Source organism: Streptomyces aureus (assembly GCF_000725495.1).
Taxonomy (GTDB): domain Bacteria; phylum Actinomycetota; class Actinomycetes; order Streptomycetales; family Streptomycetaceae; genus Streptomyces; species Streptomyces aureus_B.
This window is the reverse complement of the sequence record NZ_JNZD01000001.1, coordinates 31372-51518: the sequence shown is the minus strand read 5'-3', so window position 1 is coordinate 51518 and position 20147 is coordinate 31372. Positions and strand designations below refer to the sequence as shown.

Genomic DNA, 20147 nt, shown 5'->3' with positions numbered 1-20147 from the left:
CAAGAGCCCCTTGCGCCTTTGCGCCAGGGGCTTCGTCTATTCCGGGGCATCCGGTCCGACGGTCGCGGCCAATGGTGGTCGCCGGTGTGCGCAGCCGTAGCCACGGCCGCGTACGTCCCCGACCTTGGACATGCCCCGCCCGGAAGGGGTGTACGCCTGTGCCCGCACTTGTGCTGCTCGGTGCTCAGTGGGGTGACGAAGGCAAGGGAAAGGCCACCGACCTGCTCGGTGGATCCGTGGACTATGTGGTGCGCTACCAGGGCGGCAACAACGCCGGCCACACGGTAGTCGTGGGCGATCAGAAATACGCCCTCCACCTCCTCCCTTCCGGAATCCTCACGCCGGAGTGCACTCCGGTGATCGGAAACGGAGTCGTCGTCGACCCGTCCGTCCTGTTCTCCGAGCTGAACGGACTCAACGAGCGCGGCGTCGACACCTCCAAGCTGCTGATCAGCGGAAACGCTCACATCATCACGCCTTACAACGTCACTGTCGACAAGGTGACGGAACGCTTCCTCGGAAAGCGGAAGATCGGCACCACCGGGCGCGGAATCGGTCCGACATACGCGGACAAGATCAACCGCGTGGGCATCCGCGTCCAGGACCTCTACGACGAGTCGATCCTCACCCAGAAGGTCGAGGCGGCCCTGGAGGTCAAGAACCAGCTGCTCACCAAGCTCTACAACCGTCGCGCCATCGAGGCGAGCCAGGTCGTCGAGGAGCTGCTGGGCTACGCGGACCGGCTCGAGCCGTACGTCGCGGACACCGTGCTGATCCTCAACCAGGCGCTGGAGCAGGACAAGGTCGTGCTCTTCGAGGGCGGCCAGGGCACGCTCCTGGACATCGACCACGGCACCTATCCGTTCGTGACGTCGTCGAACCCGACCGCGGGCGGCGCCTGCACGGGTGCCGGCGTCGGCCCGACCAAGATCAGCCGGGTCATCGGCATCCTCAAGGCGTACACCACCCGGGTCGGCTCGGGTCCGTTCCCGACCGAGCTGTTCGACGCGGACGGCGAGGCGCTGCGGCGCATCGGCGGCGAGCGCGGTGTGACGACCGGCCGTGACCGGCGCTGCGGCTGGTTCGACGCGGTCATCGCCCGCTACGCGACCCGCGTGAACGGCCTGACCGACTTCTTCCTCACCAAGCTGGACGTCCTGACCGGCTGGGAGGAGATCCCGGTCTGCGTGGCGTACGAGATCGACGGCAAGCGCGTCGAGGAACTCCCGTACTCCCAGACCGACTTCCACCACGCGAAGCCGGTCTACGAGACCCTGCCCGGCTGGTCGGAGGACATCACCAAGGCGAAGACCTTCGGTGACCTCCCGAAGAACGCGCAGGCCTACGTCAAGGCGCTGGAGGAGATGTCGGGCGCCCCGATCTCCGCGATCGGCGTCGGCCCGGGCCGCACCGAGACGATCGAGATCAACTCGTTCATCTAGTCCGGAGCGCGTCCGGACGGGTTCCGGCGCAGCAGGTTCCAACGGGTGTGCCCCCGGCCGTCGGCCGGGGGCACACCCGTTTCCCGTTCCTCGGCACGCACCAGCACGCACAAGCGCGCACTGGCGCGCACCGGCATCGCGAACTGACCTTTAATTGACCGGGAGATGGGCTCCTCCTGGTTCCGGAGGCGCGAGCGGACGACCACGCTCTACGCGTGTAGTCCCGCGCGGCCCGTACGGCCCGCACGGCGCGTCCCCCCCGCCACCCCAGTCCCAGGAGCCCGTATGCCCCTCCCTCCCCTGAACCGCCGGGAGTTCGTGAAGAAGTCGGCCGTCACCGGTGCGGCCGTCGCCGCAGCCGGCACGGTCGCGGCGGCCCCGGCGCAGGCCGCGGACCGGGGGCCCCACAAGCCGCCGCGCACCTGGTCGTTCTCGATCCTGGGCACCACCGACCTGCACAGCCACGTCTTCGACTGGGACTACTACACGGACGCGGCGTACAAGGACGCCAAGGGCAACTCGGTCGGCGTCGCGCGCGTGGCGACCCTCGTCGAGCAGCAGCGGGCCGCCAAGGGCGAGGACCGGGTCCTGCTCGTCGACGCCGGCGACATCATCCAGGGCACCTCGCTGGCCTACTACTACGCACGGGTCGACCCCATCGTCGGCGCCGACGGCAAGCGCGGTCCGGTGCACCCGATGGCGATCGCGATGAACGCCATGCGCTACGACGCCGCCGCGCTGGGCAACCACGAGTTCAACTACGGCATCGAGACGCTGCGCAGATTCGAGCGGCAGTGCCACTTCCCGCTGCTCGGCGCGAACGCCCTGGACGCGAAGACCCTGCGTCCCGCCTTCCGCCCGTACACCGTGAAGCGGATCCGGGTCCCCGGCGCACCGGACATCAAGGTCGGCATCCTCGGTCTGACCAACCCCGGGATCGCCCTGTGGGACAAGGACAACGTCGCCGGGAAGATGGCGTTCACCGGGCTGGTCGAGCAGGCGAGGAAGTACGTGCCGAGGATGCGCGCGCTCGGCTGCGACGTCGTGTTCCTCACCGACCACTCGGGCCTGGACGGCAGTTCGTCGTACGGCAGCGAGCTCCCGTACGTGGAGAACGCCTCCAACCTCGTCGCCCAGCAGGTCCCCGGCATCGACGCGATCCTCGTGGGCCACACCCACACCGAGGTCTCCTCGTACACGGTCACCAACACCGAGACGGGCAAGGACGTCGTCCTGTCCGAGCCCTACTGCTACGGCATGCGGCTGACCGTCTTCGACTTCGAGCTCGAACTCGTCCGCGGCCAGTGGAAAGTGACGAGCACCAAGGCGCAGACCCTCAACACCAACGCCGTCCAGGAGGACGCCGAGATCACCCGGCTGCTCAAGGCGGACCACGACCTGGTGGTGAAGTACGTCAACACGCCGGTCGGCACCTGCACCGCCGACCTCTCGGCGGCGGAGGCGTGCTGGAAGGACGTCCCCGTCATGGACTTCATCCACCAGGTCCAGATGGCCGCCGTCGCCACCGGCCTGTCCACGGCCGACGCGGCCCTGCCCCTGATCTCCGTCGCCGCGCCCTTCAGCCGCACCGCCGACATCCCCCGGGGCGACGTGACCATCCGCGACGTCGCCGGGCTCTACATCTACGACAACACCCTGTACGGCAAGAAGCTCACGGGCGCCCAGCTCAAGGACTACCTGGAGTACGCGGCGAAGTACTACCACCAGGTCCCCTCCGGCACGGCGGTGGACACCGCCACCCTCACCAACGCCAACAGCTTCTGGGACTACATGTACGACACGGCGGCGGGCGTCTCGTACGAGATCGACATCGCGCAGCCGGAGGGATCACGGATCAAGAACCTCTCCTACGGCGGCGCCCCGGTCGCCGACGGCCAGGTCTTTGTCGTCGCCGTCAACAACTACCGGGCCAACGGCGGCAGCGGCTACCCGCACATCGCGGCCGCCGACATCGCGTACAGCTCCACCAACGAGATCCGCCAGCTGATGATCGACTACGTGACGTCCAAGGGCACTCTGGACCCGGCCGACTTCGCCGTCGCCAACTGGAGGCTGACGCAGGACGGCACGCCCGTCTTCTGACCCGCCCCTGCGTCACCGCCCCCGCGCCATCGTCCCGATGTTCGCCGTGTCCGCACCACCGCCCCGATGCCGCCGTGCCCGTGCCGCCTCCCCGCGCTGCCGGGTCCGGTGCCCCTGCCCGCCCCGGACTCCGGAGTGGGCAGGGGACGGGGGGAATCCGGACGATCTCCAGAAGGGGCTGTCCCGGCTCGGCCGAGAGCCGGACCGGGGTGCGGGGCCACGGGAGCGTGCCCCGCACCGGGCGACGTCCGGATCAGCTGAACACGATCATCGAGCCCTGGGCGAGGCTCCGGGTCGCGGCCGCGTGCAGGCCGAGCCACACATGGCGCTCGCGGGCGAACGGGCTGGAGTCGTAGGGGGCCGGAGCGGCGGGCTCCTCCAGCTCCGTCGGGGCGCTCGGGGGCTGCGGCGGCGCCGGGGGGTTGGCCGGGTCGATACCGATCGAGGGTGCCACGAACTCGAGTTCCCGCAGGAGCGCCTGGGACGAGCCCAGCGGCCCTCCGCCCGCGAGGAGTTCGTCGTTGGCCAGCGGGTGCGGGAACTCCACCGGGAGGTAGGCGCCCGCGTGGTCGTAGTGCCAGACCAGATGGGACTGCTGGGCGTTCGTCTCGAACATCTCCAGCAACTGCTCGTAGTCACCGCCGAGTTCGTCGACCGGCGCCACCGCGAGCCCGCACATCTGGAGCAGATAGGCGCGGCGCAGGAAGTGCAGCGCGTCGTAGTCGAAACCGGCGACCGGGGCCACGTCGCCCGACAGGCCGGGCATGTACGCGTACACCGGCACCGGCGGGAGTCCGGCCTCGGCGAGCACCTTGTCGTAGAGCGCGAGTTCCTCGGCGAAGGGGTTGTCGGGGGTGTGGCACAGCACGTCGACGAGCGGGACCAACCACAGGTCACAGGCCAACAGACGGCTCCTCTTGCTCCTTGGGGTGCAGGGTGGTCAGGGCAGCGTAATGCGCAGGGCGGTCCTGTGAAGAGGCCGGTGCGCAAGTGGGCCCGCGGGTGGCCGGGCCGGTCGCCCCCGGGCCGCGCCCCCATCCCCCCGATCGCCCCGGCGCGGTGTCCTCAAACACCGGACACGTGCGGTCCGTTCCCGGGCTCGCGGCTCAGGGGGCGTCGAGACGCTCGATCAGGGTGAGCGCGTGCTCGTTGTACGCCGTCACGATCGCCCGCGCCCCGTCGGCGTCGCGGCGCGCCAGCGCGTCCACGAGCTGGGTGTGGCCGGACCACAGATGGCCCCTGAGGTCGGAGACGTGACGCAGGTGCTGGACCGTGCAGACCCACGACTGGACCCGCATCCGGTGCAGGAAGTCGGCGAGATAGCTGTTGCCGAACAGGTTGCTCAGCTCGCGCCAGTAGCGCAGGTCGTAGCCGATGAGGATGTTCAGGTCGCCGGCGGTGGCCGCGCGCTGGGCCTCCTCGCCGCGGCGCCGTACGGCCGCGAGGGCGGCGAGCGCGCCGGGGTCGTCGGCCTGCGGCATCCCGCTGGCCACGAGGTGCTGGAACATGCCCTCGGTGATCAGGCTGCGTGCCTCGATCATGCCCCGGTAGTCGGCACCGGAGTACTCGTGGACACGGAAGCCGCGGTGCTGGTCGGCGTCCAGCAGCCCCTGGGCCGACAGGTCGACCAGGGCCTCGCGGACCGGGGTGGCCGAGACGCCGTACTGCTCGGCGATCTCCTTCACCGTGAACTCCTGGCCCGGCCGGAGACGGCCCCCGAGCACCTCGTCACGGAGCGCGTCCGCGATCTGCTGCCGCAGGGTGCTGCGTGTTACGGCGCCGCTGCCGCCGGTCCCGGCCATGGTGGTGGTCTCACTCCCCGTCGTGTGGGTGGGTGCGTGTGTCTACTCGCGTATCTCCACGAGCAGGCCACCATACGCCGTGGGGGCCGGCCGGCCGACGGCCCGGCACCCCCGAAGGGGCGCGGGACCTCGGCGCGGCCGGCCCCCACGGGGCGCGGACCCCTACGGCCTCACACCGTGTGCTCGTCCGCCACCGACAGCGCCTCGTCCAGGGCCGCCAGACCCTCCTTGGCCTCGGCCTCGGTGATGTTGCAGGGCGGGACGACATGGGTGCGGTTCATGTTGATGAAGGGCCACAGACCCCGCGCCTTGGCGGCCGCGCCGAACGCCGCCATCGGCGCGTTCGCCTCGCCCGCGGCGTTGTACGGGACCAGCGGCTCCCGGGTCTCCCGGTTCCTCACCAGCTCCAGCGCCCAGAAGACGCCCGTGCCGCGGACCTCGCCGACACTGGGGTGCCGCTCGGCCAGCGCGCGCAGCCCCGGGCCGAGGACGGTCTCGCCGATCGCGGCCGCCTGGCCGACGATCCCCTCCTCCTCCATCACGTTGATCGTCGCGACGGCGGCGGCGCAGGCCAGCGGGTGCCCGGAGTAGGTCAGCCCGCCCGGGTAGGGCCGCCGGGCGAAGGTCTCGGCGATGGCGCCGGAGATCGCCACACCGCCCAGCGGCACATAGCCGGAGTTCACGCCCTTGGCGAAGGTCATCAGGTCCGGCACCACCTCGTAGTGGTCCGCCGCGAACCACTTGCCGGTCCGGCCGAACCCGGCCATGACCTCGTCCAGGACGAAGACGATCCCGTACCGGTCGCAGATCTCCCGCACGCCGGCGAGGTAGCCGGGCGGCGGCGTCATGATGCCCGCGGTGCCCGGGATCGTCTCCAGGATGAGGGCCGCGATCGTCGCGGGGCCCTCGAAGGCGATCGTGTCCTCCAGGTGCTGGAGCGCGCGCTCGCACTCCTGCTGCTCGCTGTCGGAGTGGAAGGGGCTGCGGTACAGGAACGGCGCCCAGAAGTGCACGACACCGGCCGCGCCGATGTCGTTCGGCCAGCGCCGCGGGTCACCGGTGAGGTTGATCGCCGTGGAGGTGGCGCCGTGGTACGAGCGGTAGGCGGAGAGCACCTTCGGACGGCCGGTGTGCAGCCGGGCCATGCGCGTGGCGTTCTCGACGGCCTCCGCGCCGCCGTTGGTGAAGAAGATCTTGTCCAGGTCGCCCGGGGTCCGCTCGGCGATCAGCCGGGCCGCCTCGGAACGCGCCTCGACCGCGAAGGCGGGCGCGAACGTGGACAGGGTCGCGGCCTGCTCCTGGATCGCGGCGACGACCTTCGGGTGCTGGTAGCCGATGTTGGTGAAGACGAGCCCACTGGTGAAGTCCAGGTAGCGCCTGCCTTCGTAGTCCCAGAAGTACGACCCCTCCGCGCCGGCGACGGCGAGCGGGTCGATGAGCTCCTGCGCGGACCATGAGTGGAAAACGTGCGCGCGGTCCGCGGCCTTCACGGCGGCGCCGGCCTGGGGGTTGGGCTGAGGGGTCATGCGGCGAAGCGTAGGTGTCACCGGACCGGGCGCGATATCGGCGTCCTGTCTGCGGTCGGGGGCTTTCCGCGACAGTCTGTCGGGCTTGGCCGGGGCGCCGTCGGGCTCGGCCAGGGCGCGCACCGCCGCCGCGCGCGCCGGAGCGCACGCCAGGTGCCCGCTCGGCGTGACCCCCGCCGGGGGCGCAGGGGACGGCGGCGGCGCCCGTTACCAAAACGGCACCGGTCGTGACGGAACCGTGGACACCGCCCCGCCCGCCTCCCCCGCACAGCGCACTATCCTCGGTCTGTTGCACACATATGGGGGAGGGTGGGCACTGCCATGGAGAAGCTGGGGGCGGGGGATCCGCAGGAGATCGGGGCGTACCGGCTGCTGGCGCGGCTCGGCGCCGGAGGGATGGGCCACGTCTATCTCGCGCGGTCCGACCGGGGGCGCACCGTAGCGGTCAAGCTCGTCCGGCCCGAACTCGCGGAGCAGGAGGAGTTCCGGGCCCGCTTCCGTCAGGAGGTGCGGGCCGCCCGGCGGGTCGGCGGGCTGTGGACCGCGCCCGTCCTGGACGCGGACACCGAGGCCCCGATCCCGTGGGTGGCCACCGGCTATGTCGCCGGTCCCTCGCTGCAGGCCGTCGTCGGGCGCGACCACGGCGCCCTGCCCGAGCGTTCCGTGCGCATCCTCGCCGCGGGCCTCGCGCACGCGCTGGCGGACATCCACGCGGCGGGCCTCATCCACCGCGACCTCAAGCCCTCCAACGTCCTCGTCACCATCGACGGCCCGCGCGTCATCGACTTCGGCATCGCCCGGGCGCTGGAGACGGTGACCGACGGCGGTCTGACCCACACCGGGGCACTCGTCGGCTCCCCCGGGTTCATGGCTCCCGAGCAGGTCCGCGGCGACCGGGTCACGCCCGCGTGCGACGTCTTCTGCCTCGGCTCGGTCCTGTCGTACGCGGCCACCGGGACCCTTCCGTTCGGCGCGGCCAACAGCGGTGTGCACGCCATGATGTTCCGCATCGCGCAGGAGGACCCGGATCTGACGGGGGTGCCCGAGGGGCTCGCCGACCTGGTGCGGGACTGTCTGCGCAAGGATCCCGCGGCCCGGCCGTCCCTCGAGGAGATCCTGGAGCGCACGGGCGCCGAGGACACGGTCGCGGAGGGACGCACCCTCGATCCCTGGCTGCCCGGCTCGCTGGTCGCCCAGCTCGGCCGGCACGCGGTGAAGCTGCTCGACACGGAGAACCCCGACCAGGGACCGCCGCGGCTCCCGCCCGGCGCCCCGGCGCCCGGCGCGCTGCCCGCCCTGCCGCCGGGACCCCCGGCGGCGGCCACCCCGGACTTCTCCAAGCCGCCGTCCGCCGCCCCCGCCTCCTCGTCCTCCGCCTCCTCCTCGACGCCCTCCGCCTCGTCCTCGGCGCCGGCCGCGTCCGCCGAGGCGTCCCCGGAGCACGCGCCCGCCGAGGGTTCGCCGGCCCCGCCCGCCCCCGGGCAGCCGGGCCCGGTGAACCACCTCCCGACGGTGGTCGCGGGCCAGGGCCAGACCCCGCCCCCGGCGCCGGCCGGCCCGCATCCGGCCTACGGCTACCCGCCGCAGCACCCGGGGGTCCCCGGCCAGGGCCCGGCCCACCCCGCGTACGGCTATCCGCAGGCCGGCTGGGGCGCGACCCCTCCGCCCCACGGCGCGACCCCGCCCCCCTACGGTGCGACGCCCCCGTACGGGCCGGGCGTCGCCGCCAACCCGTACGGTCCCGGCGGCGCGACCCCGCCCTACGGCCCGACCCCGCCGTACGGTCCCGGTGTGGTCCCGCTCGGCCCGGAGCCGGCGCGGCGCAACGGCCGTTCCACCGCGCTCCTCGTCGTCGTGGCCCTGGTCGTCGCGCTCGGCGCGGGCGGCAGCGTGTTCGCGCTGCTCAACGGCAAGGGCGGCGGGGGAGGCCAGGACGACCCCAAGTCGTCCACGTCGGCCTCGGACCGGGCGACACCGGACCAGACCACGTCGCAGCCGCCGGTCACCACCCCCGCGGGCTCCCCGAGCCCCGTGACGACGCCGGGCGGCACGATCCCGCAGGCGTTCCTCGGCACCTGGGACGCGGTCATCGACAACGAGTCGGGTCACCACACCCGCCGGATGACCATCCAGCAGGGCGAGGTCGGGGACACCGTGCTGACGGTCACGGCGGACGGCAGCAGCTACCACTGCGTCTTCGAGGCGGCCCTCTCCGCGGCCCCGGGGGCGAGCGGGCCGCTGGAGATCGGCCCGTCCCAGGTCACCGTCGGCGCGCCGCCGTCCTGCAAGCCGGGTGCGTCCTCCGAGGTCACGCTGCTGCCGGACGGCCGGCTGCGGCGGGCCAAGACCGGCTCGGCCGCCGAGGCCGAGCTGACCTACACGCGGAGCGGCTGAGCGCCGGCGGCCGTGCCCGCGCACGGCCGTCGAAGTTCACCTCCCGTATGTGGGCCGTTCCCGGCCGGGGCCGTACGGTGACCGCACCGCAGGGCAGTGCTCGGGGGAGTGGCTCACGTGGAGTGGCTGAGCGCAGAGAACGTCGTGGCCGTCGGGACCGCCGTCATCGGTGTCGTCTCCTCCGCCGTGATGGTCTGGTACGAGCGGAGGGTGCCGCGCCGCAAGACCGTCGGCTACCGCGTGCAGATGGACAACCCCATCGGCGACGGAGTCCGCTCGGGGCGCGCGAACGTACGGCTCGGGCTGTTCGACGAGACGCCCGGGATGTCGGACGCCACGCTCGTCCTGCTGCGGATCGAGAACGACGGCTCGCAGAGCATCGCCGGGGACGACTACACGAGCCGTGAACGGCACGGTCTGACAGCGGTGTTCACCGACCGCACCATCCGCGGTGTGTCGGTGACCCAGCCGCCCGGCACCGACCATCTGATGGACCACTTCACCCCGGCCGCCGGTCTCAGCTACGAGAACGGCACGCTGCGCATCCCCCGGGTCCCGCTCAACCGGGGCGAGCACTTCAAGCTGCTCGTCCTGCTGTCCGGTGGTGACGTGGGATGCCCGGTACGCATCGTCGGCGGCATCCGGGACGGCGAGGTCCGGCCCAACCGCAGCACGACCCCCGACGACCAGCCGCCGCTGTTCAGCCGGGCCGCGCGGCTGTTCACCGTGCTGCTGACGGTGTGCGTCGTCACGCTCGCCCTGCTCGTCGTGCTGCGCGACGGCACCCCGCCCCCGATCGGCTGCGAGCGCGGCACGCTGGCCATCACCGGCTCGACCGCCTTCGAACCGGTGGCGCGCGAACTCGCCGCGAAGTACGAGCACGACTGCCAGGGCGCCACGATCACGGTGGACGCCCACGGCAGCACGGCCGGGGTGCGCGAACTCGACGCGGCGGGGCGGGCGTCGAAGAAGGGGTCCCCGGCCCTCGTCGCGTTCTCCGACGGCCCCAAGCCGGGCGACTTCCCGCGCCTGCGGGAGAACCGGGTCGCGGTGTCGGTCTTCACGCTGGTCGTCAACGACGCGGTCCCGGTCCGCGACCTGTCGCTGACCGACGTACGGCGGCTGTACCGCGGCGACATCCGGAACTGGAAGGAGCTCGGCGGCCCCGACCGGCCCGTCCTCCTGGTCAGCCGGGACGCCAACTCCGGTACGCGGCAGGTGTTCCAGCGCCGGGTGCTGGGGCGCGGCGAGATCGCCAACTCCTCGCTGGACTGCGTCCACAAGGACGACGCGACGGCACCGGTCGTGCGGTGCGAACTCGACTCCACGGACCAGGTGCTGGCCACGGTCGCGAGGCTGCCCGGCGCGATCGGGTACAGCGAGCTCAACGACGCCACCGGGCACGAGGGCCTGCACCGGATCGGTCTCGACGGTCACGCCGCCTCGGTCGATGACCTGGAGCACGGCACCACGGACTACCCGTACCGAGAGATCGAGTACGCCTACACCTACGGTCAGCCGCCCGCGGACTCCCTGGCCTCCAGCTTCCTCTCCTACATCAGCCGGGGCAGCGGCCAGGACGTCGTCCGCACCCACGGCCACCTCCCGTGCGGGACACCGGTGGGGCTGAGGATCTGCGGGGCGGGCTGAGGCGGTGGCGTCCCCGGGCGGTTGAGGTGGTGGCGCCCCCGGCCGGCCGACGCGGTGGCCCTCCGGCCGGCTGAGGCCGATGCGCCCCGGGCCGGCCGATGCGGGGCAGCGCCCGGGCGCCTACCGGGGCTCGGGCGGGCGCTGGCGGGGCATGTTCGGGCGGGTTCCCGGGGGCAGCGGGACACGTCCGTTCAGGGGCGGACCGTCGGGCCGGGGCGATCCCGCCGCCGACGACTGGATCCCCAGCGGAGCCGGTCCGGTGCGGAACTCCACCATCCAGTCCGCCGTCTCGGTGCGCACCAGCTCCGTGATGTCCTCGGAGAACCTCCGCAGCACCCCGATGCACCGGTCGGCCGCCTCGCTGGCCGTTCCCTCGGCGGGGCCGAGGACCTCCCGGACACTCTCGGACGCCCAGTCGAACTGCAGGGCCTGGAGCCGCCGCTGCACGGCCTGCGCGGTGGCCACGTCCCTTATCCATCCGGAGGTCACGCCGAAGAAGCGATCGACGGCGACACAGGAGACCGCGAGCAGCAGTGCCAGATATCCCCACGGAGCCGCATGGCGCACCGACCCGGTGAGGTCGAGCAGCGGCAGCGCCGCCCCGGCCGCCGCCCCCAGCGAGGCACCGCACCGCAGCGCGCGCGCCGCCCGCCGCTTCCACACCCGGTCGGAGAGGTACCAGGCGGCCGTGTCGAGCGCGCCCTGCTCCACCCAGCGGTAGAGCTCGTGGAGCCGCTCGGCGGGCTCCCCCCAGTCGCCGAGCGGGAACGGCCTGCCGGTCAGGTCGCCCGGCCGCAGTCCCGGCACGCCCTCGCCCCGCCCGTCCTGGAGCGGCCCCTCCGGCTGCATCTCCGGCTGACTCACCCGGCACTCCCTAGTTGACGACGGTGATGGACGACGGCGATGACGGACGACGTGACGGCGGTGACGGCGCTGACACCGCGTGACGTCCTGTGACACGTGGTGCGGATGCGCCGGACCCTTCCTACCGCCCAATGGGTGGCGATGGACCGGGTTTACCGGCTTTTCCGCCCGGAAGTGGGCCTTGATCAGGTATAGGAGGCGCGGAGATGTCACTCGAAAGAGTGCTTGGGCGACGGGCCCGCCGACCACGTAGGCTCGTGCTGGACAGGAAAAGGCGCTCGGACAGCCGTACTCGAGACCAGGAGCTGATCGTGATTCCCGGTGGTGGCCAGCCCAACATGCAGCAGCTGCTGCAGCAGGCCCAGAAGATGCAGCAGGACCTGGCGAACGCGCAGGAGGAGCTGGCGCGCACGGAGGTCGGCGGCCAGGCGGGCGGTGGCCTCGTGAAGGCGACCGTGACGGGTTCCGGAGAGCTCCGCGCGCTGGTGATCGACCCGAAGGCGGTCGACCCCGAGGACACCGAGACGCTCGCCGACCTGATCGTCGCGGCCGTCCACGCGGCGAACGAGAACGCGCAGGCGCTCCAGCAGCGGACCCTCGGCCCGCTCACCCAGGGGCTCGGCGGCGGAAGCGGCATCCCCGGTCTGCCTTTCTAAGACCGGCGGCATCCAACTACCGTACGCACCAGGAAGAAACAGCAGGACGGGACCAGGCGGTACCGCAGCACTCGGAAAGGCAGTCCGTTGTACGAAGGCGTTGTTCAGGACCTCATCGACGAACTGGGGCGGCTCCCCGGCGTCGGTCCCAAGAGCGCGCAGCGGATCGCCTTCCACATCCTCCAGGCCGAGCCGACGGACGTCCGCCGGCTCGCCCAGGCCCTGATGGAGGTCAAGGCGAAGGTCCGCTTCTGCGCGACCTGCGGCAACGTGGCGCAGGAGGAACTGTGCAACATCTGCCGCGACCCGCGCCGGGACCTCACGGTGATCTGTGTGGTGGAGGAGCCGAAGGACGTCGTCGCGATCGAGCGGACCCGCGAGTTCCGGGGCAAGTACCACGTGCTCGGCGGCGCGATCAGCCCGATCGAGGGCGTCGGCCCGGACGACCTGCGGATCAGGGAGCTCCTGGCCCGGCTGGCCGACGGCGCGGTCACCGAGCTCATCCTGGCCACGGACCCGAACCTGGAGGGCGAGGCCACGGCCACGTATCTCGCCCGCATGATCAAGCCCATGGGCCTCAAGGTCACCCGCCTGGCCAGCGGCCTCCCGGTGGGTGGCGACCTGGAATACGCGGACGAGGTCACACTCGGCCGCGCCTTCGAGGGGAGACGACTTCTAGATGTCTGACGCCACGCTGCACGAGACCAGTCCGGACCCCGACGACTTCGTGGTCCAGATCGCGGACCAGGTGGAGAGCTTCCTGGTCGCCGTCACCGAGGTGGCCAAGGGCGACGAGCCGGACTCGGCCGTGCCCTTCCTCCTGCTGGAGGTGTCCCAGCTCCTGCTGGCCGGCGGCCGTCTCGGCGCGCACGAGGACATCGTCCCCGAGGAGCGCTACGAGCCGGACCTCGGCCCGGAGGCGGACGTGGACGAGCTGCGCGAGCGCCTCGCCGTGATGCTGGAGCCGATCGACGTCTACTCCGAGGTCTTCGACCCGTACGAGCCCCGCAAGGCCCCGGTCCCGGCCCGTATCTCGGACGACCTCGCCGACGTCATCACCGACCTGCGCCACGGCATGGCCCACTACCGCGCGGGCCGCACCACCGAGGCCCTGTGGTGGTGGCAGTTCTCCTACTTCTCGAACTGGGGCTCCACCGCCTCCGCGACGCTGCGCGCCCTGCAGTCCGTGGTGGCCCATGTGCGGCTGAACCAGCCCCTGGAGGAGCTGAACGGCCTCGACACCGACCAGGACCTCGGCGAGGAAGTGCTCGCCGAGGAGGCCGGCAAGGTGATGGCGGAGGAGATCGCCGGGCCGCTCGGCCTGCGCACGGTCAAGTAACCGCCCCGCCGTCCTCCGCCCGCCGGCGGGCGCGGCTGCCGTCCGCCCGTCCGCGGGTCCGGCCGCCCTCCCGCCCCTCCGCGGGTCCGCCCTCCCGCCCGTGGGCACGGCCGGCTTTCGCCCGTCCGCCGTGTGAGCTGGGGCACGTTCCGAGTGACGGGGTTCCGGTACGGGCAGGTGCGCTCTCGGAGCGGCCGGACCTCCCTGTGGACCTGACAGCCCGGAGTGATCAGCTCGTGAGCGGGACATCTCACGATGCGATACCCCGGAAGGGAATTCCGGCCGCTCGTTAGACTGAGCCGACCGCAGTAGTGCGGTGCCGAGACGGACTGAGCGAGGAGCGCACGTGGGCCTTGTCGTGCAGAAGTACGGAGGTTCCTCCGTAGCCGATGCCGAGGGCATCAAGCGCGTCGCCAAGCGGATCGTGGAAGCGAAGAAGAACGGCCACCAGGTGGTCGTCGTCGTTTCCGCGATGGGCGACACGACGGACGAGCTGATCGATCTCGCCGAGCAGGTATCTCCGATGCCCAGCGGACGCGAGTTCGACATGCTGCTGACCGCCGGAGAGCGGATCTCCATGGCCCTGCTGGCCATGGCGATCAAAAATCTGGGCCACAGCGCCCAGAGCTTCACCGGCAGCCAGGCAGGCGTCATCACCGACTCGGTCCACAACAAAGCGCGGATCATCGACGTCACCCCGGGCCGTATCCGTACGGCGCTCGACGAGGGCAACATCGCCATCGTCGCCGGCTTCCAGGGCGTCTCGCAGGACAAGAAGGACATCACCACGCTGGGCCGCGGCGGCTCCGACACCACGGCCGTCGCGCTGGCCGCGGCGCTCGACGCCGAGGTGTGCGAGATCTACACCGACGTGGACGGCGTGTTCACCGCCGACCCGCGCGTGGTGAAGAAGGCGAAGAAGATCGACTGGATCGCCTTCGAGGACATGCTGGAGCTCGCCGCCTCCGGCTCCAAGGTGCTGCTCCACCGCTGTGTGGAATACGCCCGCCGCTACAACATCCCGATCCACGTCCGGTCGTCCTTCAGTGGACTCCAGGGCACCTGGGTCAGCAGCGAACCGCTCGTTCAGAAGACTCAGCAGCAAGGGGACCAGAAGGTGGAGCAGGCCATCATCTCCGGTGTCGCTCACGACACCTCCGAGGCCAAGGTCACGGTCGTCGGCGTCCCGGACAAGCCGGGCGAGGCCGCCTCGATCTTCCGCGCCATCGCCGACGCCGAGATCAACATCGACATGATCGTGCAGAACGTGTCGGCGGCCACGACGGGCCTGACGGACATCTCCTTCACCCTCCCCAAGACCGAGGGCCGCAAGGCCATCGACGCCCTGGAGAAGGCGAAGAGCGTGATCGGCTTCGAGTCGCTGCGCTACGACGACCAGATCGGCAAGATCTCGCTCGTCGGCGCCGGCATGAAGACCAACCCGGGTGTCACGGCCGGCTTCTTCGAGGCCCTCACCGACGCCGGGGTCAACATCGAGCTGATCTCGACCTCCGAGATCCGCATCTCGGTGGTCACCCGTGCCGACGACGTCAACGACGCCGTCCGCGCCGTGCACAGCGCCTTCGGGCTCGACTCCGACAGCGACGAGGCCGTCGTCTACGGAGGCACCGGGCGATGACCCGACGACCGACGCTCGCGGTCGTGGGAGCGACCGGAGCCGTCGGCACGGTCATGCTCCAGATCCTGTCCCAGCACGCGGACATCTGGGGTGAGATCCGACTGATCGCCTCCCCGCGCTCGGCCGGCCGCAAGCTGGCCGTGCGCGGTGTGGAGGTCGAGGTGACGGCCCTGTCGGAGGACGCCTTCGACGGGGTCGACGTCGCCATGTTCGACGTCCCGGACGAGGTGGCCGCCCAGTGGGCGCCGATCGCCGCCGCCAAGGGCGCCGTCGTGGTCGACAACTCCTGTGCCTTCCGGATGGACCCGGAGGTGCCCCTCGTCGTGCCCGAGGTGAACCCGCACGCCGCCCGGGTGCGCCCGCGCGGGATCGTCGCCAACCCGAACTGCACGACCCTGTCCATGATCGTGGCGCTGGGCGCGCTGCACGCCGAGTTCGGGCTGCGGGAACTCGTCGTCTCCTCGTACCAGGCCGTCAGCGGCGCGGGCCGCGCCGGTATCGACACCCTGCGCCGGCAGATGTCCCTGGTCGCGGGCACGGAGCTGGGCAACAGCCCCGGTGACGTCCGCCGGGCCGTGGGCGACGACACGGGCCCCTTCCCGGAGCCGGTCGCCCTGAACGTGGTGCCCTGGGCCGGGTCGCTCGCCGAGGACGGCTGGTCCTCGGAGGAGATGAAGGTGCGCGACGAGACGCGCAAGATCCTCGGGCTGCCCCGGCTGAAGGTCGCCGTGACCTGCGTCCGCGTCCCCGTGGTCACCACGCACTCCCTGACCGTGCACGCCCGCTTCCAGGACGAGGTGACGGTCGACAAGGCCCGGGAGATCCTGGCCACCGCGCCCGGTGTCGTCCTCTTCGACAACCCCGCCGCCGGCGAGTTCCCCACGCCCGCGGACGTGGTCGGCACCGATCCGACCTGGGTGGGCCGGGTCCGCCGGGCCCTCGACGACCCGACCGCGCTCGAACTGTTCGTGTGCGGGGACAACCTGCGCAAGGGTGCCGCCCTGAACACCGCCCAGATCGCCGAGCTGGTGGCGGCGGAACTCACCCGAGCACCGTAGGACGGGCCGGGTATCCGACCTTCTGCCTGGTCAAAGCGCTGTGAGGATCCTGCCCCGGCGCTCTCCGGCGGTAATTCCGATGCTCCCGAGCGGGTAGGTTTGTAGGATCTTTGCCGGTTCAGTGATCAACTTAATGGTCCTGACCACTTGAACGTACTCGTATCGGCGTTCGAAGATTTCGCTGTCGTCCCGCGCAACCGCGCGAGTGTCGGGGAGCGTCTTCGCCCTCGCCATTCAGGGGCGTCCGGGGGGCGGCAGAGCATTGGGCACAGGAGAAGAGCTGTTACGCATGAGGGCATCTGATGCACTGTCGCGCGCGCGAGAGGGCGTAACGGCGGTGGCTCCGGGGGGTGTTTCGGGACACGGGACCCCGTCCGGTGTGAAATCCGGCGAGAATGTGATGCCCGTCGCGTACAACCCTGCCGGGGGGACGCGTGTCCAACTGGCGTGGCAGAGGTACTCGAATTCACCGCGGTCCAGACGAGGGGCATGGCCCTGCGTCCACCCCGCCGACTCCGCAGCCCCGGCGCGCCCGGCGGCATGCCGGTGATCGCGCCCATGCCCTCAGCGCGGCCCGCCCGCATCCCGAATCAGCGTGACGGCGCCCAGGACAGCCTGGCGGCGGGCACGACCGTCGACCATCTGACCGAGACCTACCGGGCGCACTACCGCTCGCTCCTCGGTCTCGCGGCGCTCCTCCTCGACGACACGGCCTCCTGCGAGGACGTCGTCCAGGAGGCCTTCATCCGGGTGCACTCGGCGCGCAAACGCGTACGGGACCCGGAGAAGACGCTGGCCTACCTGCGGCAGACCGTCGTCAACCTGTCGCGTTCGGCGCTGCGCCGCCGCATCCTCGGCCTCAAGCTCCTCTCCAAGCCGATGCCCGACATGGCGAGCGCCGAGGAAGGCGCGTACGACCAGCTGGAGCGGGACGCGCTGATCAAGGCGATGAAGGGACTCCAGCGCCGTCAGCGCGAGGTCCTGGTCCTCCGCTACTTCGCGGACATGACCGAGGCCCAGGTCGCCGAGACGCTCGGCGTCTCGCTCGGCTCGGTGAAGGCGTACGGCTCGCGGGGCATCGCCGCGCTGCGCGTCGCCATGGGGGCCTCGGCATGAGTGGCGACGACGAACTGCGGCGGCCCGAGGACGAGGGACGCCCCGAACACGAGCACAAGCAATCGCACGCTGGGAACGGAAATGTGAACCACGGCCCCGACGAACAGCCCGGAACACCGGACATGGACGGACTGGGACCCGAAGGGCTCGGCAGCGACGAGCTGGCACTGCGCCGGCTGCTGCACCAGGCCGTTCAGGAGATCGAACCCACCGACGGCACCCTGGACCATCTGCGCCGGGCGGTACCGGCCCGGCGGGCCCGCAAGCGTCAGGCCCTGGTCGGCATGGCTGCGGCGGCCCTGTTCATGGGCACGGCGATCCCGGCGTTCGTGCACGTCTCGAACTCCTCGGGCTCGAACCCCGACCCGTCCATGGCGGCCAACGCCTCCCAGGCCCAGGGCGGCCAGGGCCAGGACAAGGGCTCGGACGGCGGCTCCGGCAAGAACGGCGGCGGCTCCTCCGGCACCTCCAAGGACGGCGGCTCCGACGGCAGCACCAAGGCGCCGGGCGACAAGGACAAGGGCGGGAACGGCTCCGTCACGGGCGGCGCCGACCCCACGGCCTCCGCCTCGGCGGCCCCCACCTGCACGATCGACCAGCTCGGCGGAGCCTCCGGCACCGCCGCCGCACCGGACTCCACCGGCGCGGTCTACGGCTCCTTCACCGTCTCGAACGTCTCCGCCACCGCCTGCACGGTCACCGGCGCCGGCACGGTCAACGCGACCGCCCAGGGCGCGGCGGACCCCGCCAAGGTCGGCGTGGCCACGCACGTGGGCGGCGACGCGGCGAGCGGGCTGCCCGACCCCTCCACGGAGGTCACCTCGCTGGTGCTCCAGCCGGGCACCTCGTACGTGGTGAAGTTCGCCTGGGTGCCCTCGTCGACGTGCCCGACCGAGGTGGAACCCTCGCCGGACCCCACCCCGACCCAGGGCACCGGCGACACCGGCGGTACGACCACGGACGCGGCGGTGGCCAACCCCGCGCCGCAGCTGCTCGTCGAGGACGGCACGCAGGACGGCAGCGTCGTCGTCTCCAGCACGGCGGCCTCGGGCGGTGCGGTGGCGTCGGTCACCGTGCCCAACGCCTGCGCGGGCACGGTCTACCACACCGGGATCCTGACGACGTCCTGACGCGTGGGTCCGGGGGACCCGGCATCCGGTGCGAGGCGGCCCGGGGAGCGAAGTCCCGCTCCCCGGGCCGCCCGCTTTTGTCAGGAGGCGGCGGACGGCGTCGACGGCGTGCTGCCGGCGTCCTCGGAATCGGAGGGCTCCTCCGGGGTGCCGGGCGTGCCCTCGGCCTCGGGGAGCAGTCCCAGCTCGGCGTCGCGGACGAACTCCACCTCGCGGCGCAGCAGCCGGAACCACATGAAGAGGACGAAGCCCGCGAAGACGAACCACTCGCCGGTGTAGCCGAGGTTCTGGAACGCCTTGAGGTCGAGGCCGGTGTTGTCCGGCGCGGCCGGAGGCACCGCCTTCATCCCGGCGTCGGCCTTGTCGAGCGTGATCCAGGCGTCGTACGGGGTGTACGGCACGAGGTTCACGAGGGAGGCCGCGCTGATCGCGGCCGTCTGTCCGGCGGGGAGCCCTCCGGCCGCGCTGACGCCGTTCGACCCGGGACTCTCGGACGCCTGGAGCGCGCCCGTGACCGTGACCTCGCCGGCGGGCGGGGCCGGGGCCTTCGCCGCGTCCGCCGTACCGGGCAGCCAGCCGCGGACGACGGGCAGCGCCTTGCCGCCGTCGACCCGCAGCAGCGTCAGCACGTAGTACCCGCTCCTGCCGTCCAGTTCCCGGTCCGGCACGAGGAGCTGCTTGCCGTACCGGCCCTTGGCGGTGGTCTGCTTCCCGGAGGTCTGCGTGGTCACGGGCAGCATCGCGGCCAGCGGCCGGGCGGGCTCGGTCTCGGCGGTGGAAGCCGCCGCCTGCGCGGTCCGGTGGTCGTGCACCCGGTCCTCGAAGCGCCCCAACTGCCACGACCCCATGAAGATGCAGAAGGGGATGGCCAACAGCACGAAGACGTTGATCCCCCACCAGCGGGGCGTCAGCAGGAACCGGTACACGCCGTCCACGGTACGGGGCGGCCGTGCGGGACTCGGCCGTGGGGCCCGCTCAGTACCGCTCGGCCAGGTGGTCCCGGCCGGCCGGGGGCTCGTACGGCTCGGGCCAGAAGTCCGTCACCGTGGCGATGCGGCCGTGGGCGTCCGCCGTGAAGAACGTGATGGCGTGCATCTCCTCCAGGCCCACCGTGACCTGGGTCCAGGTGACGGCCTGGCCTGGCTCGGCCACGACCCGTTCGATCCGGACGTGCCAGTCGCCCGGGTACTCGCGGTTGAACTCGACGTACCGCTCCCTGCCGCTGATGCGCTCCCGCGTCTGCGGCAGGGTGTAGACGACGTCCTCGGCCAGCAGTTCCGCGAACGCCTCCCAGTCCCTGGCGTCCGCGTGGGCCCAGTAACGCTCGACGGCCTCGCGTAGATCGGTCATGCGAAAAAGTCTGCACCCCGCCACTGACAACGGCTCCGACCTGCGCACACGCCCCTGCGGGCGGACCACTGACAACGC

17 protein-coding genes are annotated in these 20147 nt (G+C 71.7%); 11 read left to right on the top strand and 6 right to left on the bottom strand.

Features of this window, described 5'->3' with window-relative positions; translation table 11 throughout:
* Positions 1–158: 158 nt before the first annotated feature.
* Positions 159–1442 carry an adenylosuccinate synthase gene (locus IO36_RS00230; protein ID WP_037614590.1) on the top strand — a complete coding sequence of 428 codons (1284 nt, stop codon included), beginning with the start codon at positions 159–161 and terminating at the stop codon, positions 1440–1442.
* Between the two features lie 285 nt (positions 1443–1727).
* Entirely contained in the window at positions 1728–3545 is a 1818-nt protein-coding gene (locus IO36_RS00225) for a bifunctional metallophosphatase/5'-nucleotidase (RefSeq protein ID WP_037614587.1), read from the top strand.
* Between the two features lie 253 nt (positions 3546–3798).
* Here the strand turns inward: IO36_RS00225 and IO36_RS00220 are convergent, their stop codons facing one another.
* The 3 genes from IO36_RS00220 to IO36_RS00210 form a co-directional block, all read right to left on the bottom strand.
* The gene (locus tag IO36_RS00220) at positions 3799–4449 is read right to left on the bottom strand and encodes a hypothetical protein (protein ID WP_037614583.1); all 651 of its coding nucleotides are present in this window, start codon (positions 4447–4449) and stop codon (positions 3799–3801) included.
* A 202-nt stretch (positions 4450–4651) separates the two neighbouring features.
* Positions 4652–5347, bottom strand: a complete 696-nt coding sequence (locus IO36_RS00215; protein ID WP_037614579.1) for a GntR family transcriptional regulator — start codon at positions 5345–5347, stop codon at positions 4652–4654.
* Between the two features lie 170 nt (positions 5348–5517).
* A complete protein-coding gene (locus IO36_RS00210) occupies positions 5518–6873 on the bottom strand; it encodes an aspartate aminotransferase family protein (protein ID WP_037614578.1) in 1356 nt (451 codons plus the stop codon).
* A gap of 321 nt (positions 6874–7194) precedes the next feature.
* Here IO36_RS00210 and IO36_RS00205 point away from each other — a divergent pair, with 321 nt between their 5' ends.
* Positions 7195–9267: a serine/threonine-protein kinase gene (locus IO36_RS00205; RefSeq protein ID WP_037614576.1), complete on the top strand. Its 2073-nt coding sequence runs from the start codon at positions 7195–7197 to the stop codon at positions 9265–9267.
* 117 nt (positions 9268–9384) lie between these two features.
* Positions 9385–10917, top strand: a complete 1533-nt coding sequence (locus IO36_RS00200; RefSeq protein ID WP_037614575.1) for a substrate-binding domain-containing protein — start codon at positions 9385–9387, stop codon at positions 10915–10917.
* Between the two features lie 120 nt (positions 10918–11037).
* On the opposite strand, the gene IO36_RS00195 is transcribed toward IO36_RS00200, so the two are convergent.
* On the bottom strand, positions 11038–11781 hold the full coding sequence (locus IO36_RS00195; protein WP_037614574.1) for an SLATT domain-containing protein: 744 nt from the start codon (positions 11779–11781) through the stop codon (positions 11038–11040).
* Between the two features lie 311 nt (positions 11782–12092).
* On the opposite strand from IO36_RS00195, the gene IO36_RS00190 reads away from it, so the two are divergent.
* From IO36_RS00190 to IO36_RS00155, 7 genes are all read left to right on the top strand, one after another.
* Positions 12093–12437, top strand: a complete 345-nt coding sequence (locus IO36_RS00190) for a YbaB/EbfC family nucleoid-associated protein (RefSeq protein WP_078942907.1) — start codon at positions 12093–12095, stop codon at positions 12435–12437.
* An 87-nt stretch (positions 12438–12524) separates the two neighbouring features.
* Entirely contained in the window at positions 12525–13124 is a 600-nt protein-coding gene (gene recR / locus IO36_RS00185; RefSeq protein WP_037614569.1) for a recombination mediator RecR, read from the top strand.
* Entirely contained in the window at positions 13117–13776 is a 660-nt protein-coding gene (locus tag IO36_RS00180; protein ID WP_037614565.1) for a DUF5063 domain-containing protein, read from the top strand. The genes recR and IO36_RS00180 overlap by 8 nt, the downstream gene beginning before the upstream one ends.
* Positions 13777–14122: 346 nt before the next feature.
* Positions 14123–15415, top strand: a complete 1293-nt coding sequence (locus IO36_RS00175; RefSeq protein ID WP_037614563.1) for an aspartate kinase — start codon at positions 14123–14125, stop codon at positions 15413–15415.
* On the top strand, positions 15412–16473 hold the full coding sequence (locus IO36_RS00170; RefSeq protein WP_037614561.1) for an aspartate-semialdehyde dehydrogenase: 1062 nt from the start codon (positions 15412–15414) through the stop codon (positions 16471–16473). Before IO36_RS00175 ends, IO36_RS00170 begins: the two co-directional genes overlap by 4 nt.
* Positions 16474–16962: 489 nt before the next feature.
* A complete protein-coding gene (locus IO36_RS00160) occupies positions 16963–17589 on the top strand; it encodes a SigE family RNA polymerase sigma factor (RefSeq protein ID WP_078942906.1) in 627 nt (208 codons plus the stop codon).
* Positions 17586–18719, top strand: a complete 1134-nt coding sequence (locus tag IO36_RS00155; RefSeq protein WP_245173066.1) for a hypothetical protein — start codon at positions 17586–17588, stop codon at positions 18717–18719. The genes IO36_RS00160 and IO36_RS00155 overlap by 4 nt, the downstream gene beginning before the upstream one ends.
* An 80-nt stretch (positions 18720–18799) precedes the next feature.
* Here IO36_RS00155 and IO36_RS00150 read toward each other — a convergent pair whose 3' ends face one another.
* Complete coding sequence (locus IO36_RS00150) at positions 18800–19645, bottom strand: SURF1 family protein (RefSeq protein ID WP_078942953.1); 846 nt, start codon at positions 19643–19645, stop codon at positions 18800–18802.
* A gap of 49 nt (positions 19646–19694) precedes the next feature.
* Positions 19695–20069, bottom strand: a complete 375-nt coding sequence (locus IO36_RS00145) for a nuclear transport factor 2 family protein (protein WP_037614555.1) — start codon at positions 20067–20069, stop codon at positions 19695–19697.
* Positions 20070–20147 lie beyond the last annotated feature (78 nt).